This is a genomic window from Pantoea sp. ABR1s (assembly GCF_057812235.1).
Genome location: NZ_CM173823.1, coordinates 264,855 through 288,594, shown reverse-complemented (window position 1 = coordinate 288,594; position 23,740 = coordinate 264,855). Strand labels below are relative to the sequence as shown.

The window sequence follows — 23,740 nt, the reverse complement described above, 5'->3', positions numbered from 1 at the left end:
CGCCCTTTTTTAATGCCAGATCGCCAGCGCCACCAGACTGATGACCACCAGTCCGCACAGCGCACTGGTCAGCATAAACTGCCCCCGCACCCGCTCGCAGCGCCGGATAAACTCATCGTCATGATGATCGAGATAGCGCTTTGCCCAGATATAAGTGACCAGCCGCACCTGCTTGCTCGGCTGGCCATGAGAGGTGAAAAAACCCGCCCCATCGACATACTGATACAGCAGCGGATCACAACCGCGTAAGACCGCCAGCAGAGCGCGCAGGGATGAAAAATAGCGCGCCATATTCACGATACACACCACGCAAAGCGCCCAAAAAAGCGCAATAGTGCTGATCATATTCTCCCCCTCCCGGCTGGAATCGCAGCAACAGGCCCAGCGTCAGACACTGAGTCCACCTGCAGAAATAACCAGCCACTGAATCACCGGACTGCGAAAGTTTTTCGACCCCCTGAGCGGTTGCGAATCGGACCGCCTTTTTTCAGTGTAGGAGAAATCTTTACATTTTTTCCAACGATGATTTTCGTTCAGCGCGAGTAAATCTGGCATAGCCTTGATCTTATTCATAAGCCAGGCGGCAACGGCAGCATTTACAGTGGGAGAAGGCTATACTGAGGACATAACAACATCATCACCTGCAATGCAGGTAGACACTTTGGTGGCGCTCATCGCCCGCTCGCGCAAGGGATTTCGCTAAGCTGTGACGCGGCAGGAACACCGGATGCCATCCTTAACCTCGTGAAAGGAGTTTTATCATGGCTTATAAACATATCCTGATTGCAGTAGACCTTTCTCCCGAAAGCCAGTTGCTGGTGGATAAGGCCGTCTCGCTGGCTCGTCCGTACGATGCCAGAATTTCCCTGATTCACGTTGATGTCAATTACTCCGACCTCTACACCGGCCTGATTGATGTCAACTTAGGGGATATGCAGAAGCGTATCTCTGAAGAGACGCATGCGGCGCTGAAAGGGTTGTCAGATGCGGCGGGCTACCCGATCAGTGAGACGCTGAGCGGCAGTGGCGACCTCGGCCAGGTACTGGTTGACGCGATCAGAAAATATGACGTTGACCTTGTAGTATGTGGTCATCATCAGGATTTCTGGAGCAAGCTGATGTCCTCAGCCCGTCAGCTGATCAACACCGTGCATATCGACATGCTGATTGTGCCGCTGCGCGATGAAGACGAGGCGTAATTTCGCCGTATAAATGATTAAAGCCGGCGCAGAGCCGGCTTTTTTATGCTTTAAAGCGGTGGGTAAATATCAAAGCGATGGCTTTTGGTTACCACGGCCGCCTGCGTCACAATACCCGCCAGCGGCGCTGCATAGTCTGGCCGTTTAACCACGATGCGTTTCTTCGCCAGCCGGCGAGCGGGTTCCAGTAATGCGTCAGCATCTTCATCCGGCCCCACCAGCGACTGAAACACCCGCATCTCCTTTTTCACCAGCGCACTTTTCTGGCGATGGGGATACATCGGATCGAGATAGACCACATCCGGCGGCGGCGTGATATCCCCCAGCGCCTGCGCGCTGGCCGCATGAATCAGCGTCAGCCGATCGCGCAGCCAGGGGCCAATTTCCGCATCCTGATACCCGCGCTGCAATCCATCTTCCAGCAGCGCAGCGACAACAGGATGACGCTCCAGCATTCGCACCCGGCAACCCAGCGCCGCCAGTACAAACGCATCTCGTCCCAGCCCGGCGGTGGCATCGACCACATCCGGCAGATAACCGCCTTTGATGCCGACCGCTTTGGCGACGGCTTCGCCGCGTCCACCGCCGAAGCGACGGCGATGGGCCATCGCGCCAGTGACGAAATCAACAAAAATGCCGCCCAGCTTTGGCTCATCACGCTTGCGCAATTCAAGGTGCGTCGGGGTCTGCACCAGCGCCAGCAGTGCGTCTTCATCGTGCTCCAGCTGCCAGCGCTGCGCTAAACGCGATAAGGCGCCGTCTCCGGCGCCTGATTCATCGAGCAAACAGATTTTCACGAACCGACTTATCCCTGAATGCCGTAATGTTCCAGCATCGCATCGAGCTTCGGTTCACGGCCACGGAAGCGTTTGAACAGTTCCATCGGCTCTTCAGAACCGCCACGCGTCAGGATGTTATCCAGGAATGACTGACCGGTTTCACGGTTGAAGATGCCCTCTTCCTCGAAGCGGGAGTAAGCATCCGCCGCCAGCACGTCTGCCCACAGATAGCTGTAGTAACCCGCCGCATAGCCACCGGCAAAGATGTGGCTGAAGGCGTGCGGGAAACGGCCCCATTCCGGACCCGGAACCACTGCTACGCGGCTTTTCACTTCGCGCAGGGTTTCCAGAATCTGTGCGCCTTTCTCCGGATTAAACTCGGTGTGCAGGCGGAAATCGAACAGGCCGAACTCCAGCTGACGCAGGATAAACAGCGCAGCCTGATAGTTCTTCGCCGCCAGCATTTTATCCAGCAGCTCTTTCGGCAGCGGTTCGCCGGTTTCAAAGTGGCCCGAGATAAAGGCAAGCGCATCCGGTTCCCAGCACCAGTTCTCCATGAACTGGCTTGGCAGTTCCACTGCATCCCATGGCACACCGCTGATACCGGAGACGCCAGGCGCTTCGATACGGGTCAGCATGTGATGCAGGCCGTGACCAAACTCATGGAACAGGGTGATCACTTCGTCATGGGTGAACAGCGCAGGTTTGCCTTTCACCGGACGGTTAAAGTTACAGGTCAGGTAGGCAACCGGCTTCTGCAGGCTGCCATCGGCTTTACGCATCTGGCCGACGCAGTCATCCATCCAGGCACCGCCACGTTTATGTTCGCGGGCGTAGAGATCGAGATAGAAGCTGCCGCGCAGTTCGCCGGTTTCATCGAACAGATCGAAGAACTTCACGTCAGGATGATAAACCTCAACGTCGTTACGCTGCTTCGCCGTGATGCCGTAAATGCGTTTCACCACTTCAAACAGACCGGCGACCGCACGCTCTTCCGGGAAATAAGGGCGCAGTTGCTCATCGCTGATGGTGTAAAGGTGCTGCTTCTGCTTTTCACCGTAATAGGTGAGATCCCACGGATTAAGCTCGGTCACGCCGTGCTCTTTACGGGCAAAGGCGCGCAGCTGCTCCAGCTCTTTTTCACCCTGCGGACGGGCGCGTTCCGCAAGGTCATTAAGGAAGTCGATTACCTGGGACGGGCTTTGCGCCATTTTGGTCGCCAGCGATTTATCGGCGTAGGAGTCGAAGCCCAGCAGCTGTGCCAGCTCGTGACGCAGCGCCAGCTCTTCCGCCATGATTGGGCCGTTATCCCACTTACCGGCGTTCGGACCCTGATCGGAGGCGCGCGTCGCATAGGCGCGATACATCTCTTCACGCAGCGCGGCGTTGTCGCAGTAGGTCATGACCGGCAGATAGCTTGGGATATCCAGCGTCAGCAGCCAGCCTTCCTGCTCTTTGGCTTCAGCCTGTGCTTTCGCCGCCGCCAGCGCGCTTTCCGGCATACCGGACAGCTCGCTTTCATCGGTAATCAGCTTGCTCCAGCCCATGGTGGCATCGAGCACGTTGTTGCTGTAAGCCGAGCCCAGCTCAGAGAGGCGCGCGGCGATTTCGCCGTAGCGCTGCTGTTTATCTTTTGGCAGGCCGATACCGGAGAGTTCGAAATCACGCAGGGCATTATCGACCGCTTTCTTCTGCGCCAGATCCAGTGCAGCGTACTGATCGCCCTCTTTCAGGTTGCGATACGCCTGATAGAGCCCTTCATGCTGACCAACCCAGGTGCTGTATTCAGAGAGCAGCGGCAGCGTCTGCTCATAGGCTTCACGCAGCTCCGGGCTGTTTTTCACCGCATTAAGGTGGCTGACCGGTGAGAAGATACGGCTCAGGCGATCGTCAGTTTCCGCCAGCGGCTGAACCAGATTATCCCAGGTATACGGCGCACCCTGCGCCACGACTTTTTCGACTTCTGCGCGACAGTGGCTCAGCACTTCCGTCACGGCAGGCACCACATGTTCAGGCTTAATGGCAGAAAAAGGGGGTAGCGTAAAAGATGTCAGTAGCGGATTGGTCATAGCGCAGTCCTTTATAGATGTATGGGGCGCAGCGGGTCGCGCAACGCAATCTAAGTAACATGCGGCTTAGTGTAGCGAAAATCAATGGCAGCCAGGATGAGGTGGGGAAGAAACGCGCGAATAGCAGCACGGAAGATGCACGCTTTTATCTCATGCACGTAATGCTGGCTGGCACGTCGGGGAGGATTTGCGGTCGCTTTCCGTGACTGCGTGCCGGGAACCACACGCCCCGCCCTGAGCGGCTCGCGGTAATCCCGATTTGTTATCACGCTTCTGGCCCATCAACAGGTCATCCCTGATATAATCGCGGATTCTCATGCTTTTCCTGCGTCGGTTGCTGTGCGTCGTTCTGTGGGTAATACGTGAGGTAATAATTGGTATAAATTGATTTTCCATCAATTAAAACCTTATACATTCAACAGGATAAACAATGCTGAGTTATCGCCATAGCTTCCATGCTGGCAACCACGCCGACGTGCTGAAGCACACCGTTCTGAGCCTGATCATCACGGCGCTGAAAGAGAAAGAGAAACCGTTTTTCTACCTGGATACCCATGCGGGCGCAGGCCGTTATCAGCTTAGCGGCGAGCACGCCGAGCGTACCGGTGAATATCTGGAAGGCATCTCACGTATCTGGCAGCAGCCCGATGCGCCGGAATTGCTGCAACCCTATTTTGATGCGATTCGTGCGCTGAACCGCAGCGGCACGCTGCGCTACTATCCGGGTTCGCCGCTAATTGCCCGCCATCTGCTGCGTGAAGATGACAAACTGCAACTCACTGAGCTGCACTCCAGCGACTATCCGCTGCTGCGTAACGAATTCAGCAAAGACAACCGTGCCCGCGTCGATCGTGCCGACGGTTATCAGCAGTTAAAATCGAAACTGCCACCGCCGTCACGTCGCGGTCTGGTGCTGATCGATCCGCCGTATGAGATGAAAAGCGACTACCAGGCAGTGGTGAAAGGGATTCAGGAAGGCCATAAACGTTTTGGCACCGGCGTCTTTGCGTTGTGGTATCCGGTGGTTTTACGCCAGCAGATCAAACATATGCTGCGCGACCTGGAAGCGACCGGCATTCGCAATATTCTGCAAATCGAACTGGCGGCCCGTCCGGACAGCGATCAGCGCGGCATGACCGCCTCCGGCATGATCGTGATTAACCCGCCGTGGAAGCTGGCCCAGCAGATGAATACCCTGCTGCCGTGGCTGCACCAGAAACTGGTTCCGACGGGTACCGGCCACTACGCGGTTAACCAGATCGTACCCGAATAACTCTCTTTGTCTTCTACGCCGCTCACTACCGGTGCGGCGGCGTTGTACCAGGTCTTTACCATGTGGATCATACTGGCTGGCGCGCTGGCCGCGCTGCAACCGGCCCGACGGCTGGCATTATTATTACTGGCGCTCGCCACACTGCTGGGTTTTCATCAGGACGTGTTAGCGTGGCCGGTGCTGCTGCTGTTTACCGGCACCGCCGCTGTGGTGGCACTTCGTATTTATGACCGTGACCATCATCGACGACAAATAGTGACCGAAGCGCTGCTGGTGCTGATCGCCATCGGGTTGCTCCTCCATCTTTTTCCAGGCTTTAATAATCCCCTTAAGGCAGAGGATGTGCAGGCCGGACCGCGCAGCGTGCCTTTCAGCTTCGGGTTTAACTTCGATAAAGCGCTTATTCCTTTTGTACTGCTGGCCTGCCTGCCGACGCTGTTTCGCGCGCCTGCCACGCCACCACGCTATCGACTACCCGCCGCACTGGCGCTGATCGCCGCCATTCCGCTGCTGCTGTACTGCGCGGTAATATTGAGCGGATTAGCGTTTGAGCGACATACACCGGACTGGCTGGGGCCATTTATGCTCGCCAACCTGTTCTTTGTTTCGCTGGCGGAAGAGGCACTGTTTCGTGGCTATCTGCAGCAGCGATTAAAGCAGGTAGTGGGCGGCATCCCTGCGCTGTTACTGAGCGCGCTGCTGTTTGGTCTGGTGCATCTGAGCGGCGGCCTGTTGCTGGTGATCTTCGCCACCCTGGCCGGGCTGTTATATGGGCTGGCGTGGCACTGGAGCGGCCGCTTATGGCTGGCGACCGCCCTGCACTTTGGCCTTAACCTGACCCATCTGCTGTTTTTCACTTATCCCGCACTGCATCATTAGAGGTTAAAAACCGCCAGATCCCAGGCCAGCTCGGTGCAGGGAAAAATCGTCTGGCACTCCGCCAGCAGGCGGTTCATGTCTTTTGCCAGATAGCGTGAACTGAAATGGGTGGCGATCAGCCGTTTTGCCCCGGCGCGTTTTGCCACTTCGGCGGCCTGCAGTGTGGTGGAGTGCCCGCGCCCGTTGGCTTTTTCCACCATCGCGGCCTCCAGCGTGGTTTCATGCACCATCAGGTCAACATTGGCCGCCAGTTGCAGCGCGACCTCAGTAGGTGCCGTATCGCCAAAGATAGCCAGCGTTTTGCCGGGTGTCGCGGGGCCAAGATAGTCAGCACCGTTGATTACCCGCCCATCTTCCAGCGTCACGCATTCACCCTGCTTCAGCTGCTGAAACCACGGGCCGCGTGGCACCCCTTCCGCTTTCAGCCGCGCAGCATCCAGCAGGCCGGGTTTGTCATGCTGTTCAATGCGATAGCCAAAACACTCCACCGGATGGCTCAGCGGCCAGGCGCTGATACGAAACTCACCGTCGTCCAGCGTCCAGCCCGCCTCAATCTCAACGATGGTCAGCGGGTAGTCGGTGTAGGAGCCGCTGATCGACAGCGCCGTCTCAACAAAGGTTTTTAATCCCCTGGGGCCATAGACCGTCATCGGTGTGGTCAGCCCGGCCATTGACCGGCTGGTGAGTAATCCCGGCAGCCCGAAAATATGATCGCCATGCAGATGGGTGATAAAAATCTTATCCAGCTTGCCCGGTTTGAGGCTGGAGCGCATAAACTGTAATTGTGTGCCTTCCCCGCAGTCGAACAGCCAGGTTTCACCACTCAGCGCACGGGTAAAAGCAATAGACGTGACATTACGTTGCAGGCTGGGAGCACCGCCGCCGGTGCCGAGAAAAGTAAGGTGCATGGTATGCTTCCCTGTAAGCGAGTGAAAAAACAGAACCCTATTACAATCATAGGCGCAAACTTTGCGTCATTTCGACCCGCAGCGTTACACTCAACCCCAATTTTTTATGCAACCGGATGGATACTTCAATGACCCGACATTTCGACTATCTCGCCATTGGCGGCGGCAGTGGCGGCATCGCCTCAATTAACCGTGCGGCTATGTATGGCCAGAAATGTGCCCTGATTGAAGCGAAAGAGCTGGGCGGCACCTGCGTGAACGTGGGCTGCGTGCCGAAGAAAATCATGTGGCATGCCGCGCAAATCGCCGAAGCGATCCATCTCTACGGACCGGATTATGGCTTCGACACCACCGTGAATCGCTTCGACTGGGCCACACTGGTGAAAAACCGCAGCGCCTACATCGATCGCATCCACAACTCCTATGACAACGTGCTGGGTAAAAACAAAGTTGAAGTGATCAAAGGCTTTGCCCGCTTTGTCGATGCGCACAGTGTTGAAGTCAACGGCGAGATTATCACGGCTAACCATATTCTGATCGCCACCGGCGGTCGTCCGGTCCACCCTTCTATCCCGGGTGCAGAGTACGGCATTGATTCCGACGGTTTCTTTGAGCTGGACGCGCTGCCAAAACGCACTGCGGTCATCGGCGCAGGCTACATTGCGGTTGAGCTGGCTGGCGTGGTTAACGCGCTGGGATCGGAAACGCATCTGTTCGTCCGTAAACACGCGCCGCTGCGCAGCTTCGATCCGCTGCTCACCGAAACGCTGATCGAAGTGATGAACAGCGAAGGCCCGGCGCTGCACACCGAATCTATTCCAAAAGCTGTGATTAAAAACGGCGATGGTAGCCTGACGCTGCAGCTGGAAAACGGCAGCGAATATACCGTGGATTGCCTGGTCTGGGCGATTGGCCGTGAGCCCGCCAACGATGCCCTGAATATTGACGCCGCTGGCGTCGCGCTGGACGACAAAGGCTATATCAAAGTCGATAAATTCCAGAACACCAATGTGTCAGGCATCTACGCCGTGGGCGACAACACCGGTGCGGTTGAGCTGACGCCGGTTGCGGTCGCGGCGGGCCGTCGTCTCTCTGAGCGTCTGTTTAACAACAAACCGGACGAGCATCTGGATTACAGCAATATTCCGACGGTGGTGTTCAGTCATCCGCCGATTGGTACCGTGGGACTGACCGAGCCGCAGGCACGGGAACAGTATGGCGACGACCAGGTGAAGGTTTATAAATCGTCATTTACCGCCATGTACACTGCGGTAACCCAGCATCGTCAGCCGTGTCGCATGAAGCTGGTCTGTGTGGGTGCAGATGAGAAGATTGTCGGCATTCACGGTATCGGATTCGGCATGGATGAGATGCTGCAGGGCTTCGCTGTGGCGCTGAAAATGGGTGCCACTAAAAAGGACTTCGATAACACCGTGGCGATCCATCCGACCGCCTCCGAAGAGTTCGTGACGATGCGTTAATTCCCCGAACAAAATACTATTGGGAAAAACTGGTCATCAGGGCCAGTTTTTTCCTGCAACTTCGCTCAACGAAAATTAATGCGCCCGCTGACGCGAAATGTAAAACCTGCGTTTCTCTTCATATTATCAACACCCAGCAAGAGCCAGGCTGATTAACAGCGAAAAAACCGAACCGACAGTAATTAAATCCATTTATATATGAAATTATTTAATGACTACCGATTATATTCACAGGCCCGGCGTCCATTTCCACAGGATTATCGTTAGTGATTTATCGCTGTGCTTAATGAATGCCTGAAGTGATACGACTGCTAAATAACCTCTCCACGCTGTCGCTTTTGAGGAGATAGCCTTTCTTCGAAACTCTCAGGATCACATCATCACTTAAACCCAGAAAAAAGAACTTCGACTTTAAATTAGACATAACCTGCCAGACCCGCTGCGTAGAAGAACTCAGTCCATGTTTATCCCAGACGTTCTCCATAAGTTCCGAATCCGTGACAACATCAATAGTGGCATTTTCAAAAAGATACTCTAATACGTGCGACATGGTTTTTCTCAGGATGATATCTTCACCATACCCATTCAAACAAATTAGTCGCTTTGTCTTGTGTAAATAAACCACGTTCCCTTCAATAAGATAGCCAATAAAATTTACTTCATTACCCGGTAGCATGAGGTTCTCCAGAACAATGATGAAAACAAGATAATAACTTTTATTCAGGTATTTAAAAAACATCCCTTCATTATTTGTGCATTACTTTTTAATCAGCCCTGGCCACGCCTTTCCATTGTTCCTGGTCTGTAATAGCGATGCCTCGATGATCGTCATGCATATAACCCTTTGTTGTGTGTTAAAATCCTGACTATCCACCTCGCCACATCGTTAATAAAAAGTAATAATAAATAAGTCTGTTCTGGCGGAGAAGCAGACTGACCTTAATACTCATCCGACAGAATGCAATAAGATGTTGTTGCTTATTATCGCCGGCAAGAAAAACTTAAATATTTCTTAGCTAAATCAGAAACCACCGATAAACTGACCAGGATGGATTGCTGTCTGATTTGCCTCATCTTATGCGTAGCCGTTATGAAATCATCTAACGTTAACGAAGACAATAAAGTGGGATTTTTATTTTAGTTCAAAACTTACGGGTTTTATCACGGCCATCTGTAGCAGAATCAGCCAAAATAAAGCTTAAAAGAAGAATCGCTTTGGATTGAAAGACGATTGCGTCATCCGAACACGCCCGCTTCAACGCTTTCATTAGTTTTTTTATAATCCATAAGACCTGATGTTTCTGGCCGATTTTTGATCTGTATCAACTGGCAATATATCGGTGAAAAAAGCAAAGTAATGGCGGAAAAACAGAAGCAAAAGATATGAGATAGGAATGTTCTTTACCCGGGAATCAATCAGATCCGTTTGTTTATTAAGATAATTATTAAAGCGTCCTTATTTAGCTATTTTGTACCGTACTAACGGCAGGAGATTGTCATCTTATTGTATACAGAGTCAGAAATAAGCGTGAATGCCCCTTAGCTCCGTTCTCCCTCGTTAACGTGATAAATAAGAATGAGTTATTAATGCGCCCTGACCTGTCAGCATAGTCCACTGATATCAATATTGAGGGGCTGGGTCTGGCTCTGGATTGGGAGATTTAAGATGGCAGAGGGCGCAGCATTAACCGGGACCGGGACAAAAGGCCACCTTCGATCTGGTGACCTTGCGCCAGGCAGGGGGAGAACGGATCCCCCGGTGCAGTCGTGCACCGCGCCAGTGCAACTCAGCTCACGCGATCCAGCCAGCGAACATAAGCCTGATCCCATAACGCCGCTGGCGTGCCCGCCTTGCCAAGGCCAAAGCCATGCCCGCCTTTGCTGATCTGAATCAGCTCAACCGGCACACGATTACGGCGACAGGTGTCGCGCATCAGCTCGGTGTTAAACGGATTTGAGGTGTGATCGTCCTCGGCCTGCGCCAGAAACGTCGGCGGATATTGCCGGGTCACGTAGTTCTGCACTGACCAGTTCGCCTCATCCTGCGGCGTGGCATTTTTGCCGACCATCATCAGATGGGTATTGGTGTGCTGATAAGGCGCTTCCAGGGTGATGACCGGATAGATCAGACCCACGCTGTCGACTTTGGGCACCACTTCATCCAGCGGATCGATGGCCGGATAGGATTCAAAGTCCGGACGCGCCGCCGCCAGCCCCAGCAGATGCCCACCTGCCGAGAAGCCCAGCACATGCACCTTGCGCTCAAAGGATCGCACCAGCCGGATGGCACGCTGCGCATCCTGCAGCGGTGCCAGCCGCCCCGCCTGCCACTTCTCATGCGGCAGCCGGTAGCTGAGCACATAGGCGGTATAGCCATTGGCATTGAGCCAGCGCGCGACCGGCCAGGCTTCGCGTCCCATGCCGATCCAGCGATAACCGCCACCCGCTGCAATTAATACCGCTTCGCCATTGGGATTTTCCGGTTTAAAGCGCTGAATCGCCGGGCTGACGATATTTGACCAGGAACCGGTGCTGTTAATATGCAACTGGCCCGATGGGCCGCCGCCGCCGGGCGGATCGTCCGGCCAGAGGGGAATAATGTCATCGCGGGCAAATATTTTGCCGGTGGTCATGGAGAGCCCGAGCGCTCCCGTGCCGAGAATAAAGCGTCGACGCGTAATCATAATGCCTGTTATGTGATACCAGAAGAGTGAGCAAACCGTTGCGGCAGGCTGCAGTAGAATCAACAGATGCAAGTCGGGTGCCATGGCTGGCGATTATGTACGCAATGGCCCCTGAAAAGCCATAAAAAAACGCGCCGGGCAGGCGTAATGCCAGTCAGTTAAGTGACAGGTGATAACGCAGTCTGGTGCCGGCCTGCTCTGAAACTTCAGTGTGAATTGTTAAAAAGGGCACGAGAGTGGAGGCCTGAGCGCCTCTGCTGCTGAAAGGGCTATCCGCAGCGCTGAGGCGTGACGGCGGGCCAGAAGTCCACGCCGGGAAGCGTGGACAGGTCGGGGCCGGCCAGGGAGGGCCGATCCCCGAACGGTTCGTCGGCACGACGTCAAAGCCGAAGGTACCGCGTGAGCGGCGCGAGGACGGCCCGGCAGCAGCAGAGGTGCGCTGGCCCGCACTGCGGCTCGCTCGCCCGGAAAAAAAGCTGCCACGTTTGACCGTGACAGCCTTTACAAATTTAATCTTAACTGATCAGTATTAGCCGGCAGGCGCGTTTTTATTTAATCCGATGCGGTTAATCTTCCTGCTGGAACTGCGCCATCACGGCCTGCTCACACTGCTGTTCGTTAACGCGCAGTTTGGCACGCTCATCATCTCCCAGCTGCAGCCAGGCACTGGCCACTTCACGCGCGGACTCTTCATCGAACTCGGGCTGATTCATCGCCGATGACGACTGACTGCGCGCCACGGTGGACTTCATCTGGTCGACATATTGATCCGCGCTGGCGACCTTTTTCTCGCCGCTGACAATGTGGCACAGCTGACTGGCATAAACATTCTGCTCAGTGTCAGCCTCGTCCGCCGCCAGCGCGCTGCCGGTGGCGAGGATGCTCAGCAGCACTATCTGAGTTACTTTCATTCTTAACTCCTGTTAGTTCGGGTTAAACCTTACGCTGAAGGGCTTCAAGGCGTTTCTGACGCCAGTTCAGCAGCGGCGACACGGTGGTGCCGTGGACCACCACGCTGCAGACCACCAGCGTTAACGCCATATTGGTCATAATTTCCATCTGCGGGCCTTCCATACCGTGCGTCCAGGCATAGGCGATGTAGTTCAGACTGCCAATCCCGCGGATGCCCAGCCAGCCAATCAGCAGACGCTGCCCGAGCGGCAGTCCGGCGCGCAGCGTCACCAGCCAGACGGCCAGTGGCCGCACTACCACAAACAGCACCAGGCCAATCAGCACGCCGTAGATGTTCCAGTGTTGCGCCAGCGTCACGCCCAGCACCACCATCATGCCAGCCGCCAGTAAACGTTCAATAGTATCGCCAAAAGAGAGGGCGTCGCCTACCACAAACCCTATCGACTTCACCATATTGTTGTCGCCCTGATGCGCCAGGCGTTTGTTAGGGTTCACCAGTGCTTCAGAGGGCAGCACGCGCTCGTCGTCAGAGAGATCGTCCGGCTGATGGCGACGGAATACGCCCATCTCAGCACGGCGTAATCCCAGCCCGGCGGCGAAGGCAGCCAGGAAGCCGGAGGCACCCAGCCACTCCACCAGTGAATAACTCAGCGCAATCAGCGCCAGCGCCAGGAAATCATTGGGTGCCACATCGCCATTGGCATTGCGCAGTCGGGTCGCCAGCAGGCCAATCAACTGCCCCAGCACGAAACCGATGATCAGACCGCCGCCAATTGCCCAGAGCACTTCTACCGCCCCCCAGTGCGCCAGCATCGCCCCGTTCAGGCTTTCACCATTAAACAGCAGCAGTGCCAGCATCAGCAGCGGCAGCGCGGAACCATCATTCATGCCCGCTTCGCTGGAGATCGCCACGCGCAGCGAGTCATCATCCTGCGCATCGTTGACCGAGATTAAGCTCGCCAGCACCGGATCGGTTGGCGCGACAATGGCACCAAACGCCAGCGCAATCGGCCAGTCTAATCCCACCAGGAAGTGCGACAGCAGGGTCATCGCGGCCACGGTCAGCAGCATGGCGGGAAAAGCCAGTTTCAGCCCGGTGTGCCAGCAGTTATTTTGCAGCGGCTGACGCAGCTTGAGGCCGGTGATGAACAGCGAGGCAGCCATGGTGATTTCAGTGATGTGCGCCACGGCTTCGGAATGGGTAACAATATCGATGTGGATAACATCAAATCCCCACGGGCCGCACAGCATGCCCGCGATAAGGAACAAACCAAATGAGGTGACTGGCCCCCGGTGAATCCAACCGGAAGCCAGCGACATCAGCAGCAAGAGGCCGCCCGTCGCTGCTGTCCAGGCTAAAAAGTTCATAACACTCCAGATTATTTCGGGTTTATGAATAAGCCTGGCACATTTTTTGACGGGCGAGGTGTCAGTTTTTCAGGTGACGACTGGCGAAGCGGACCGCCAGCGCGGCTGCACCGGCTAAGGTCGAGAGCGCAACCACGCCATTCCAGCCCCAGTGTGCCAGTGCCAGACTTCCCAGCGCCGCACCGGTGGCCATACCGATAAACACCACGGTAAACAGCAGCGCATTCAGGCGACTGCGTGCTTCCGGCGCCAGGCCATATACCAGCGTCTGATGCGCCACCAGCGTGGCCTGCACCCCTAAATCGAAGCCGATGGTGCAGAGGACAATCAGCGCCAGCTGGGCTGGCATTGGCAGTAGCGGCAGCAGAAACATCAGCGCAAAGGAGATTGTCACCAGCGCGGCGCCAGCCTGCGTGACCCTGGCCGGACCGATGCGGTCAGCAAAACTGCCCGCCAGCGGTGCCGCCATGGCACCCGCCGCACCGGCTAAACCAAACGCCCCGGCCACGGCACTGTCCAGATGAAAGCGGTCGCTGAGCATTAACGCCAGCGTCGACCAGAAGGCGCTAAAGCCCACTGACAACAGCCCCTGAGCCAGTGCGGCACGACGCAGCGTCTGATGGTGACGCCACAGGTGCACCAGCGACAGCAACAGGCGCGGATAGCTCACCGAGGTGCCTGGCGCGAAACGCGGCAGTACCCGCCACAGCGTGAGCGTAATCAGCAGCACCGCCAGCGCGGCAATCATATACATGGTGCGCCAGCCGAAATACTCTGCCACCACCCCGCTGACCACCCGCGACAGCAGGATGCCCACCAGCAGCCCGGTCATCACCGTGCCGACTGTTTTACCCCGGCTGCGTTCCGGCGCCAGCGCCGCCGAAGCGGGTACAATATCCTGCGCCACCGTGGCGGTCAGGCCGGTGATAAAACTGGCAATCAGCAACGCGCTGAGCCCACCGGAAAAACCACACAGCAGCAGCGCCGCCACCAGCATTAAGCCTTTGATAAAGATAATGGTGCGCCGGTCATGGCGATCGCCCAGCGGGGCCAGCAGCAGGATGCCCAGCGCATAGCCCGCCTGGGTCAGCATCGGCACCATGCCGACCGCGCCAATGCCGGCGTTAAACTGCTTGCTGATGATATCCAGCATCGGCTGGCTGTAGTAGATCGACGCGACGCTGAGTCCGGCACCGGCGGCCAGGGTAAACACCAGCGGCGCAGAGAGCGGTTCATTTTGAGTCTGGGTCTGTATGGCTGACATGCTGTAATCCTCATCATTTCGTCCTGCCATTAAAGCGCATTGCGGTTATACGCGGTAGACTGACATCAGGCAAAACCGTTATACGTGGTGCGTATGAACAATCCTAACAGCAGCGATCGCATCGATCTGATGCAGACTTTTATCCGTATTGTGGAGAGCGGCAGCTTATCCGCCGCCGCCGCGCAGCTCGGCACGACACAACCCACCGTCAGCCGCCGACTGCAGAGCCTGGAACAGCGGCTGGGCCTCAAGCTTATCCTGCGCACCACCCATGCGCTGAAACTTACCGATGATGGCGAGCGCTGCTACGCCCAGGCGCGGCAGCTGCTGGCGACCTGGCATGCGCTGGAAGATGAGCTGACCGGGGCCAGCGATGACCCGGTCGGTACGCTGCGGGTTCGCGCCCCACACGCCTTTGGTCAGGATCAGCTGATCGCCCCGCTGGTGGACTATCTGCACCGCTACCCCAGGCTTAATATTGAGTGGATGCTGAATGACCGCACGCCCGACTTTATGGCGGAGAATGTGGACTGCGCCATTCAGGTCGGTGCGCCAACCGATCCTTCGGTGGTGGCGATACTGCTGGCAGAAGTGCCGCGTATTGTAGTGGCCGCCCCGCACCTGCTGGCGCAGCAGCCGCCGATAGAGCGGGTTGAACAGCTGCGCGATCTGCCGTGGCTGGCACTGACCAGTTTTTACCGTAACGAAGTGGTGTTGCAGAAGATTGACGACGGCCAGCCGGTGAACCTGGCGATTACGCCCCGGCTGAGCAGCGACAGTTTATATGCGGTGCGTAAAGCGGCACTGGCGGGGATGGGAGCCGCGATCGTCTCGTCCTGGGCGGTGCAGGAAGATCTGGCGGATGGCGTCCTGGTTCAGCTGATGCCTGCGTGGCAGGCACCGCCGCTGCCGGTGTGGCTGACCTATCCCTGGGCGAGTTACTACCCGGCCAGGCTGCAACACTTTTTTGCCATGATCAAAGAGGTGATGCCGCAGCTGGCGGGCACGCGTCCGGCCTCACAGCCAGCGGGTCGTTCAGGGGGAACAGAGCGGAAAGGGTAAAGCAGGCGCCCGCCTCAGCGGGCCGCCAGAGAGGTTACTTCGGTTTTTTATCGCTGCGCGACATCTGATCCAGCCAGCCCATCACAAAGGCGGAGAGCACAAAGGTCAGGTGGATAATCACGTACCACATCAGCTTGTCGTTTTCGACGTTGCGCGCTTCCATAAACACCCGCAGCAGGTGAATTGAGGAGATGGCGACAATGGAGGCGGCGACTTTGTTTTTCAGCGAGCCGGAGTCCATCTTGCCCAGCCAGCTCAGCTTCTCTTTATCTTCGTCGATATCGAGCTTAGAGATGAAGTTCTCATAACCTGACAGCATCACCATCACCAGCAGGCCGCCAACCAGCGTCATATCCACCAGCGACAGCAGCAGCAGGATCAGATCGTTTTCCGCAATGCTGAAAATGTTGGGCAGCAGGTGGAAAATTTCCTGGAAAAATTTAATGGTCAGCGCCAGCAATCCCAGCGAAAGTCCAATGTAAACCGGGGCCAGCAACCAGCGCGATGCATACATCAGGTTTTCGGTAAAACGTTCCATACAATCCCACGAATAATCAAACAGGTCCGGGAGTATAACCGATCAACTGTGAAGTTATTTCAGCCCTTCGTCAGAAATTTCAGGGACCGGCGGCAGCGGCAGCGAGAGACGAAATGCCGCGCCACCTTCGGCCCTGTTCTCTGCCCAGATCTGACCGCCGTGGCTCTCGATAATGGTTTTACAGATTGCCAGACCCAGCCCGACGCCCGGCACCGCCGACTCTTTGTCGCCCCGCCAGAATTTATCGAATATCCGGCTTAAATCGTCTTCGGCAATGCCCGGTCCGCTATCCCAGACCGAGATCTCCAGCCGTGACGCCGCACGCCAGGCGCGAATGCCGCGTGGTGCGCTGTTACCGGCATACTTCAGGCTGTTCTCAATCAGGTTGGTGAAGACCCGCTCCAGCAGCGTGCTGTCGCCTTTGATCAGCACGATGTCGTCCGGCAGATCGAGCCGGACCTCATGCCCTTTCAGTGATGGTGCCATGCTGCTCAGCGCTCCGCCGACCACCTCTTCCAGCGCCAGCCACTCCTCACGCAGGTTGAGGCCGCCCGACTGAATGCGCGCCATATCCAGCATGTTGCTCACCAGCCGGATGGTGCTCAGCGTCTGCTCGCGGATCTGACTGGCCTGCGGCACATATTTTGAGTTGTCGCTGGCCAGGTCGAGCATCAGCATTTCCGCCTGACCAAACAGCACGGTCAGTGGGGTGCGCAGGTCGTGGGACAGCGCCGACAGCAGCGCATTGCGCAGCTGTTCACGCTCCGCCGAGAGCCGGGACGCCGCCTCGCTATGCGACAGCGCCATCCGTTCCAGTGCGTTAGCAATCAGCACCGTAAAGGTTTCCACCAGCCGCTGCTGCTCGGGGATCATCAGCTGACGCAGGTTCTGCGGCTCCACCACCAGCAAACCCCGGCAGTGCGCGCCACTTTTCAGCGGCAGGATCTGATAAGGCACCGCCGGTAAGGTATCGGTGCCCGCACCCGCAGGCTGGCCTTTGCTGTAACTCCATTTAGCAATCGCGCGATCCGGCTCGCTGGCCGGTAACGCATCGCCCACCGGTTGCAGTTCGCCCTGCTCATCCGGTAGCAGCAGCAGGCAGCGCGCCTGTAACGTGGCATCCAGCACCCGCTGGCTGGTGGCGGCGATATCCTGCGGCGTTAACGCACTGCCCAGCGATTTCGCCATCTCATAGAGCTGGCGCGCCCGCTGCTCGCGGTAGCGCGCCACCCGCGCCTGATAACGCACGCCTGCCGTGAGATTGCCGACGATTACGCCCACCGCCAGCATCACGCCAAAGGTCACCAGATATTGCAGATCGGAGACCGCCACCGTGCCGGTGGGGGCAACAAAGAAGAGGTCAAAGGCGACGATATTCATCACCGTGGCGATCACCGACGGCCAGCGGCCATAGCGCAGCGCCACGATCACCACCGCCAGCAGATAGATCATTACGCAGTTGGCGGGATCGAAACCGATCAGCACCGACTGTCCGGCGGCGGTTACAAGGATACAGAGCACCAGCGCCATCATTACGCCGCGCAGCTGAATACGCCATTTTTCGCTGGTGACGCGGCCATCCGGCAGCGGATGCGGCGCATCCTTCAGCGGCTCATCCAGCGCCACCACCAGCAGATCGAGATCCGGCCCCAGCTGGCCGAGCCGTTCGGCAAAGCTGTCACGCCGCCAGCGCCGCAGCGGGCGACGACCGGTGACAATTTTGCCCAGATTGTGCGCGCGGGCGTAACCCAGTACCGCTTCGGCTTCATCGGGCTCAGAGAGGGTCGCGGTTTCCGCGCCCAGCTCCTGCGCCAGCTGTAACGTGCGCAGAATCGCCCGCCGCCGCGCTTCCGGCAGCCGGTGCAGCCGGGGCGTTTCGACATAGACCGCGTGCCATTCACTGCCAAGCCGCGCCGCCAGTCGGGCGGCGGTGCGCACCAGCTTTTCACTGCCGCTGTCGTCGCCAATGCAGAGCAGAATGGCGTCGCGGGTATGCCAGACGCGCTCCCGTCCCTGCTGATCGCGCCAGGCGCGCATCTGATCATCCACCCGATCGGCAGTGCGACGCAGGGCCAGCTCACGCAGGGCGAACAGGTTACCTTTGCGGAAAAAGTTTTCGATGGCGCGTTCCGCGCGGTCGCCAATATAGACTTTGCCCTCTTTCAGCCGCTGCCGCAGATCGTCGGGCGGCAGATCGACCAGCACCACTTCGTCGGCGCTGTCGAAAAAGGGATCGGGCACGGTTTCGCGCACCTGAATGCCGGTGACGCCGCCTACCACATCATTGAGGCTCTCAAGATGCTGTACGTTGACGGTGGTCAGTACATCGATGCCCGCTTCCAGCAGCTCCTCAATATCCTGCCAGCGCTTGGGATGGCGCGAGCCCTGCACGTTGGTGTGCGCCAGCTCATCCATCAGGATCACCGCCGGATGGCGAGCCAGCGCGGCATCAAGATCAAACTCTGCATGACGCGAGCGGCCGGTTGCGCGACGCGGCAGCAGGGTTAACCCTGTCAGCAGCTGTGCGGTTTCTGGCCGGTCATGGGTCTCTACCACGCCGATTAAGACATCCAGACCCTGCGCGCGCAGCCGCTGTGCCTCCTGCAGCATGGCGTAGGTTTTACCCACGCCAGCACAGGCACCAAAGTAAATTTTCAGCTGCCCGCGATGAGTCTCGCGGTTAGCCTGCAGTAGCGCGTCGGGATCGGGACGCTGGGGTTCGTGGTTCATCGCTTCCTTAGAGCCTATGCCAGTAGGCGTAATTGTTGCAGACAGTCTGGACACGGACAGCGCGGAACAACCGGAGCGTACACGTAGTACGTGAGGATTGTGAGCACTGCCCAGGTTCAGACTGACAAATAAAATAGCCTAATGGGATAGGCTCTTAACACCATTACAGTTCGTTGAGCGCCATATTCAGCTGCAACACGTTGAGGGTCGGTGTGCCAAGGAATGGCAGCAGCGGACGATGCGTCATCTTATCAATCAGCGCCTCGACCTGCGGCAACGGCAACTGGCGGCTGGCGGCGATACGCGGTGCCTGCCAAAGGGCGGCCTGTGGCGAAATATCCGGGTCAAGCCCGCTGGCTGACGCGGTGACCAGTTCAACCGGGACGGCAGCCAGTGCCTGCGGATTCGCGGCCCGCAGCGCAGCGACGCGATCGGCTACCGCTTTGTCCAGCGCCGGGTTGCTGGCGGCCAGATTGCTGCCCCCTGAGGCCAGCGGATTATAAGGTTTATCACCACTGGCTGAAGGGCGGCCCCAGAAGTAGTTGGGCTGGGTAAAGTTCTGGCCAATCAGCGCCGACCCGCGCGCCACGCCATCCTCCTCCAGCAGCGAGCCGCTGGACTGGGACGGAAACAGCCACTGCCCCAGACCGGTGGTGAGCAAAGGATAAACCACGCCGGTAACAAGCGTAAGCAGCAACAACAGTAAAATTGCCGGACGTAACTGACTCATTTTTCTCTCCTCAGGCCATGCCTGAAAACACTAACAGCAGATCGATCGCTTTGATGCCGACAAACGGCACCAGCAGGCCACCCAGACCGTAAATCAGCAGGTTGCGGCGCAGCAGCGCAGCAGCGCTCAGTGGGCGGTAGCTGACGCCTTTCAGGGCCAGCGGGATCAGGAAGACAATCACCAGAGCGTTAAAGATCACCGCCGACAGAATCGCACTGGCTGGCGAGTGCAGGTGCATCACGTTAAGCATGTTGAGCTGCGGATAGGTCGCCGCAAACGCCGCCGGAATGATGGCGAAGTATTTCGCCACGTCATTGGCGATACTGAAGGTAGTCAGCGAACCGCGTGTCATCAGCATCTGTTTACCAATGTGCACCACTTCAAGCAGCTTGGTCGGGTTCGAGTCGAGATCGACCATGTTGCCCGCCTCTTTCGCCGCCTGGGTACCGGAGTTCATCGCCACCGCCACATCCGCCTGCGCCAGTGCAGGCGCATCATTGGTGCCGTCGCCGGTCATCGCCACTAAACGCCCTTCCGCCTGATACTGGCGGATCAGCGCCAGCTTGGCTTCCGGCGTGGCCTCTGACAGGAAGTCATCCACGCCCGCTTCCGCGGCAATCGCCGCGGCCGTCAGCGGGTTATCGCCGGTGATCATCACCGTTTTGATACCCATTTTTCGCAGTTCGGCAAAGCGCTCTTTGATGCCGCCTTTGACGATATCTTTCAGCGCCACCACGCCCAGCACGTTCGCGCCCTCTGACACCACCAGCGGCGTGCCGCCACTGCGTGCCACCTCTTCCACCTGCGCATTGACCTCGGCCGGGAAACGGCCATGGTTCGCTTCGATGTGGCGCCGTACCGCATCGACCGCGCCTTTGCGGATCAGTCGATCCTGCACGTTCACGCCGCTCATGCGGGTCTGCGCAGAGAACGGAATAAAGCTGGCACCCATGCTGCTGAGATCGCGCTCACGCAGATTAAATCGCTGTTTTGCCAGCACCACGATACTGCGCCCTTCCGGCGTCTCATCGGCCAGCGAGGCGAGCTGTGCAGCGTCGGCCAGTTGCTCTTCGCTGACGCCCGGCGCGGGCAGGAACTGGGTCGCCTGACGGTTACCCAGCGTGATAGTGCCGGTTTTGTCCAGCATCAGCACATCCACATCGCCCGCGGCTTCCACCGCACGCCCGCTGGTCGCAATGACGTTAGCACCCAGCATCCGGCTCATCCCCGCCACGCCAATCGCCGACAGTAAGCCGCCGATGGTGGTCGGGATCAGACAGACCAGCAGCGCCACCAGCACCGTGATGCTGACCGGCGTTCCGCCCCATGCCGAGAACGGCCAGAGTGTCACGGTCGCCAGCAGAAACACGATGGTCAGTGACACCAGCAGGATGGTCAGAGCGATCTCATTCGGGGTTTTACGGCGTTTCGCGCCTTCCACCATGGCGATCATCCGGTCAAGGAAGGTTTCGCCCGGGTTGGCGCTACAGGTGATCACCAGCCAGTCAGAGAGAATGCGGGTCCCGCCGGTGACGGAGGCGAAGTCACCGCCCGACTCGCGGATCACCGGTGCGGACTCACCGGTAATGGCGCTCTCATCCACCGAGGCACCGCCTTCCATCACTTCACCGTCGCAGGGGATGATGTCGCCCGCTTCCACCAGCACGGCATCGCCTTTGCGCAGCTCATCGGCACTGACCTGCTGCCACTCGGCGCCATAGCGCGCCGCTGAGAGTTTTTTGGCAAAGCTGGTCTTTTTCACCCCTTTCAGGCTGCTGGCCTGGGCCTTACTGCGCCCTTCTGCCAGCGCCTCCGCCAGGTTGGCGAACAGCACGGTGAACCAGAGCCAGACCGCAATCGCACCGGTAAAGCTGGCGCTGCCGCTGATCCGGCCGGTCAGCATCGCCAGCGCCAGCAGCGAGGTCAGAATACTGCCGAGGTAGACCACAAACATCACCGGGTTACGGAACTGCACCCGGGGATCGAGCTTTTTCACTGCATCCCAGGCCGAGGTACGCAGCAATGCTGCGTCAAATAACGCCTGTTGTTGACGACTCATGAGGATTGTCCCTGAACAAGTTGCAGATGCTCAGCCACCGGGCCCAGCGCCAGAGCAGGAATAAAGGTCAGTGCACCCACCAGCAGCACCGTGCCGATCAGCAGTCCGATAAACAGCGGACCGTGGGTTGGCAGCGTGCCGTTACCCACCGGCTGCACTTTTTTCACCGCCATCGCACCGGCAATCGCCATCACCGGAATGATGATGCCGAAGCGGCCCAGCAGCATGCAGGCAGCCAGTAGCAGGTTCCAGAACGGCGTGTTAGCACTCAGTCCGGCAAAGGCGCTGCCGTTGTTGTTAGCCGCCGAGGAGACCGCGTAGAGCACTTCGCTGAAGCCGTGAATGCCGGGATTGGCCATGGCACTGCGTCCGGCGTCGGTCATCATCGCCAGTGCGGTACCGATCAGCACCAGCGCCGGTGTGACCAGAATCGCCAGCGCGGTCATTTTCATCTCCCAGACGTCGATTTTTTTACCGAGGAATTCCGGGGTACGACCGATCATCAGCCCGGCGATAAACACCGCCAGCAGCACAAACAGCAGCATGCCGTAGAGACCGGCACCGACGCCGCCAAACACCACTTCGCCCAGCTGCATCAGCCACATCGGCACCATGCCGCCCAGCGCGGTAAAGGAGTCGTGCATGGCATTCACCGCACCGCAGGAGGCGGCGGTGGTGATGACCGCGAACAGGCTGCTGTTAAGAATGCCAAAGCGCGTCTCTTTACCTTCCATGTTGATGGCGCTGTCAGCACCCAGCTGGAGGAAGTGCGGGTTGCCCTGTAGTTCGGCCCACATGACGACCGATACCGCCGCCACAAACATCAGCGTCATCGCCCACAGCAGCATGTGGCCCTGACGACGGTCACGCACGCTTTCGCCAAACGCGAAGCAGAGCGCCGCCGGGATCAGGAAGATGCTCAGCATCTGCACCAGGTTAGTCAGCACCGTCGGGTTTTCAAACGGATGGGAGGAGTTGGCGTTAAAGAAGCCGCCACCGTTGGTGCCCAGCATTTTGATCGCTTCCTGCGACGCTACCGGTCCCATCGACAGCGTCTGCTGCACGCCTTCCAGCGAGGAGAAACTGTGATAAGGCGCGAAGTTCTGGATGCTGCCCTGGCTGACAAAGAACAGCGCCATCAGCAGGCTGATAGGCAGTAAGACATAGAGCGTGATGCGCGTCAGGTCGCGCCAGGCGTTACCCAGGGTCGCAGAGCTGCGATTAGCGAAGCCACGGATCAATGCAAACGCCACGGCGATACCGGTCGCGGCTGAGAGGAAATTCTGCACCGTCAGGCCCACCATCTGACTAAAATAGCTCAGGGTGCTTTCGCCGCTGTAGGATTGCCAGTTGGTGTTGGTGACGAAGCTCACGGCGGTGTTAAGCGCCAGATGCCAGCTCAGGCCAGGCAGCTGCTGCGGATTCAGCGGCAGCGCGCCCTGCATCAGCAATATTGCCAGCAGCATCACGAAACCCAGCGCATTAAACAGCAGAATCGCCAGCAGGTAGTGCGGCCAGCGCATGTCCGATTGTTGCGCGCCCAGCAGTCGCCACAGCGGCGCTTCCAGGCGGGCAAACACCGGCTTGTCAGCCACTAACGACGCCAGACCCCGTCCGAGCGGCTGCGCCAGCACCATCAGCAGTAGCAGATAAAATGCGATGAGTAAAAAAGCATTGGCCGCCATCAGAAGGCCTCCGCATTTAACAGGGCATAGATCAGATAGCCCAGTAACAACACCACCAGCACAATGCCGGTTATTACGCCCACGCTCACAGGAACCTCCAGAGGATTGGATTTATGGCTT

The 23,740-nt window shown here is 57.8% G+C and carries 20 protein-coding genes; 5 read left to right on the top strand and 15 right to left on the bottom strand.

Annotated features, from left to right (window positions below; translation table 11 throughout):
- Positions 1–9: 9 nt before the first annotated feature.
- Complete coding sequence (gene uspB / locus ACXKZD_RS01345; RefSeq protein ID WP_010253393.1) at positions 10–345, bottom strand: universal stress protein UspB; 336 nt, start codon at positions 343–345, stop codon at positions 10–12.
- Positions 346–761: 416 nt separating this feature from the next.
- Between uspB and uspA the strand changes: the two genes are divergently transcribed.
- Positions 762–1,199, top strand: a complete 438-nt coding sequence (gene uspA / locus ACXKZD_RS01340) for a universal stress protein UspA (RefSeq protein WP_010253396.1) — start codon at positions 762–764, stop codon at positions 1,197–1,199.
- 50 nt (positions 1,200–1,249) lie between these two features.
- Here uspA and rsmJ read toward each other — a convergent pair whose 3' ends face one another.
- A complete protein-coding gene (gene rsmJ / locus ACXKZD_RS01335; RefSeq protein ID WP_301250445.1) occupies positions 1,250–1,996 on the bottom strand; it encodes a 16S rRNA (guanine(1516)-N(2))-methyltransferase RsmJ in 747 nt (248 codons plus the stop codon).
- Positions 1,997–2,004: 8 nt separating this feature from the next.
- The gene (prlC, locus tag ACXKZD_RS01330) at positions 2,005–4,047 is read right to left on the bottom strand and encodes an oligopeptidase A (protein WP_371006540.1); all 2,043 of its coding nucleotides are present in this window, start codon (positions 4,045–4,047) and stop codon (positions 2,005–2,007) included.
- A gap of 430 nt (positions 4,048–4,477) precedes the next feature.
- Between prlC and ACXKZD_RS01325 the strand changes: the two genes are divergently transcribed.
- A complete protein-coding gene (locus tag ACXKZD_RS01325; RefSeq protein WP_008926315.1) occupies positions 4,478–5,320 on the top strand; it encodes a 23S rRNA (adenine(2030)-N(6))-methyltransferase RlmJ in 843 nt (280 codons plus the stop codon).
- A 60-nt stretch (positions 5,321–5,380) separates the two neighbouring features.
- Positions 5,381–6,199, top strand: coding sequence for a CPBP family intramembrane glutamic endopeptidase (locus tag ACXKZD_RS01320; RefSeq protein ID WP_089414978.1), 819 nt, complete (start codon positions 5,381–5,383; stop codon positions 6,197–6,199).
- Here the strand turns inward: ACXKZD_RS01320 and rnz are convergent.
- On the bottom strand, positions 6,196–7,107 hold the full coding sequence (gene rnz / locus ACXKZD_RS01315; protein ID WP_010253411.1) for a ribonuclease Z: 912 nt from the start codon (positions 7,105–7,107) through the stop codon (positions 6,196–6,198). The two genes, ACXKZD_RS01320 and rnz, sit on opposite strands and share 4 nt — an antisense overlap.
- Positions 7,108–7,235: 128 nt before the next feature.
- On the opposite strand from rnz, the gene gorA reads away from it, so the two are divergent.
- Positions 7,236–8,588 carry a glutathione-disulfide reductase gene (gene gorA / locus ACXKZD_RS01310; protein ID WP_187505950.1) on the top strand — a complete coding sequence of 451 codons (1,353 nt, stop codon included), beginning with the start codon at positions 7,236–7,238 and terminating at the stop codon, positions 8,586–8,588.
- A 283-nt stretch (positions 8,589–8,871) separates the two neighbouring features.
- Here the strand turns inward: gorA and ACXKZD_RS01305 are convergent, their stop codons facing one another.
- From ACXKZD_RS01305 to ACXKZD_RS01285, 5 genes are all read right to left on the bottom strand, one after another.
- A complete protein-coding gene (locus tag ACXKZD_RS01305) occupies positions 8,872–9,264 on the bottom strand; it encodes a winged helix-turn-helix domain-containing protein (protein WP_233600687.1) in 393 nt (130 codons plus the stop codon).
- Positions 9,265–10,375: 1,111 nt separating this feature from the next.
- Entirely contained in the window at positions 10,376–11,272 is an 897-nt protein-coding gene (locus ACXKZD_RS01300) for an alpha/beta hydrolase (protein ID WP_022623984.1), read from the bottom strand.
- Between the two features lie 566 nt (positions 11,273–11,838).
- Complete coding sequence (locus tag ACXKZD_RS01295; protein WP_033780939.1) at positions 11,839–12,183, bottom strand: hypothetical protein; 345 nt, start codon at positions 12,181–12,183, stop codon at positions 11,839–11,841.
- A gap of 22 nt (positions 12,184–12,205) precedes the next feature.
- Positions 12,206–13,552: a cation:proton antiporter gene (locus ACXKZD_RS01290; protein WP_050680579.1), complete on the bottom strand. Its 1,347-nt coding sequence runs from the start codon at positions 13,550–13,552 to the stop codon at positions 12,206–12,208.
- 61 nt (positions 13,553–13,613) lie between these two features.
- Entirely contained in the window at positions 13,614–14,816 is a 1,203-nt protein-coding gene (locus ACXKZD_RS01285) for an MFS transporter (protein WP_010253427.1), read from the bottom strand.
- Positions 14,817–14,909: 93 nt separating this feature from the next.
- Between ACXKZD_RS01285 and ACXKZD_RS01280 the strand changes: the two genes are divergently transcribed.
- A complete protein-coding gene (locus tag ACXKZD_RS01280; protein WP_488981823.1) occupies positions 14,910–15,878 on the top strand; it encodes a LysR family transcriptional regulator in 969 nt (322 codons plus the stop codon).
- 34 nt (positions 15,879–15,912) lie between these two features.
- Here ACXKZD_RS01280 and ACXKZD_RS01275 read toward each other — a convergent pair whose 3' ends face one another.
- The 6 genes from ACXKZD_RS01275 to kdpF form a co-directional block, all read right to left on the bottom strand.
- Positions 15,913–16,416, bottom strand: a complete 504-nt coding sequence (locus tag ACXKZD_RS01275) for a TIGR00645 family protein (protein ID WP_010253431.1) — start codon at positions 16,414–16,416, stop codon at positions 15,913–15,915.
- A gap of 54 nt (positions 16,417–16,470) precedes the next feature.
- A complete protein-coding gene (gene kdpD, locus ACXKZD_RS01270) occupies positions 16,471–19,146 on the bottom strand; it encodes a two-component system sensor histidine kinase KdpD (protein WP_010671497.1) in 2,676 nt (891 codons plus the stop codon).
- Positions 19,147–19,309: 163 nt separating this feature from the next.
- A complete protein-coding gene (kdpC, locus tag ACXKZD_RS01265; RefSeq protein ID WP_488981822.1) occupies positions 19,310–19,876 on the bottom strand; it encodes a potassium-transporting ATPase subunit KdpC in 567 nt (188 codons plus the stop codon).
- Between the two features lie 10 nt (positions 19,877–19,886).
- Positions 19,887–21,935, bottom strand: coding sequence for a potassium-transporting ATPase subunit KdpB (gene kdpB / locus ACXKZD_RS01260; RefSeq protein WP_010671495.1), 2,049 nt, complete (start codon positions 21,933–21,935; stop codon positions 19,887–19,889).
- Positions 21,932–23,620, bottom strand: coding sequence for a potassium-transporting ATPase subunit KdpA (kdpA, locus tag ACXKZD_RS01255; RefSeq protein ID WP_488981821.1), 1,689 nt, complete (start codon positions 23,618–23,620; stop codon positions 21,932–21,934). Before kdpA ends, kdpB begins: the two co-directional genes overlap by 4 nt.
- The gene (gene kdpF / locus ACXKZD_RS01250) at positions 23,620–23,709 is read right to left on the bottom strand and encodes a K(+)-transporting ATPase subunit F (RefSeq protein ID WP_010253443.1); all 90 of its coding nucleotides are present in this window, start codon (positions 23,707–23,709) and stop codon (positions 23,620–23,622) included. The genes kdpA and kdpF overlap by 1 nt, the downstream gene beginning before the upstream one ends.
- Positions 23,710–23,740: the final 31 nt, after the last annotated feature.

Excerpts from the sequence above, each read along its gene's own strand:
- uspB (WP_010253393.1), bottom strand. The coding sequence starts at position 345 with ATGATCAGCACTATTGCGCTTTTTTGGGCGCTTTGCGTGGTGTGTATC.
- uspA (WP_010253396.1), top strand. The coding sequence starts at position 762 with ATGGCTTATAAACATATCCTGATTGCAGTAGACCTTTCTCCCGAAAGC.
- prlC (WP_371006540.1), bottom strand. The coding sequence starts at position 4,047 with ATGACCAATCCGCTACTGACATCTTTTACGCTACCCCCTTTTTCTGCC.
- ACXKZD_RS01325 (WP_008926315.1), top strand. The coding sequence starts at position 4,478 with ATGCTGAGTTATCGCCATAGCTTCCATGCTGGCAACCACGCCGACGTG.
- ACXKZD_RS01320 (WP_089414978.1), top strand. The coding sequence starts at position 5,381 with ATGTGGATCATACTGGCTGGCGCGCTGGCCGCGCTGCAACCGGCCCGA.
- rnz (WP_010253411.1), bottom strand. The coding sequence starts at position 7,107 with ATGCACCTTACTTTTCTCGGCACCGGCGGCGGTGCTCCCAGCCTGCAA.
- gorA (WP_187505950.1), top strand. The coding sequence starts at position 7,236 with ATGACCCGACATTTCGACTATCTCGCCATTGGCGGCGGCAGTGGCGGC.
- ACXKZD_RS01305 (WP_233600687.1), bottom strand. The coding sequence starts at position 9,264 with ATGCTACCGGGTAATGAAGTAAATTTTATTGGCTATCTTATTGAAGGG.
- ACXKZD_RS01300 (WP_022623984.1), bottom strand. The coding sequence starts at position 11,272 with ATGATTACGCGTCGACGCTTTATTCTCGGCACGGGAGCGCTCGGGCTC.
- ACXKZD_RS01295 (WP_033780939.1), bottom strand. The coding sequence starts at position 12,183 with ATGAAAGTAACTCAGATAGTGCTGCTGAGCATCCTCGCCACCGGCAGC.
- ACXKZD_RS01290 (WP_050680579.1), bottom strand. The coding sequence starts at position 13,552 with ATGAACTTTTTAGCCTGGACAGCAGCGACGGGCGGCCTCTTGCTGCTG.
- ACXKZD_RS01285 (WP_010253427.1), bottom strand. The coding sequence starts at position 14,816 with ATGTCAGCCATACAGACCCAGACTCAAAATGAACCGCTCTCTGCGCCG.
- ACXKZD_RS01280 (WP_488981823.1), top strand. The coding sequence starts at position 14,910 with ATGAACAATCCTAACAGCAGCGATCGCATCGATCTGATGCAGACTTTT.
- ACXKZD_RS01275 (WP_010253431.1), bottom strand. The coding sequence starts at position 16,416 with ATGGAACGTTTTACCGAAAACCTGATGTATGCATCGCGCTGGTTGCTG.
- kdpD (WP_010671497.1), bottom strand. The coding sequence starts at position 19,146 with ATGAACCACGAACCCCAGCGTCCCGATCCCGACGCGCTACTGCAGGCT.
- kdpC (WP_488981822.1), bottom strand. The coding sequence starts at position 19,876 with ATGAGTCAGTTACGTCCGGCAATTTTACTGTTGTTGCTGCTTACGCTT.
- kdpB (WP_010671495.1), bottom strand. The coding sequence starts at position 21,935 with ATGAGTCGTCAACAACAGGCGTTATTTGACGCAGCATTGCTGCGTACC.
- kdpA (WP_488981821.1), bottom strand. The coding sequence starts at position 23,620 with ATGGCGGCCAATGCTTTTTTACTCATCGCATTTTATCTGCTACTGCTG.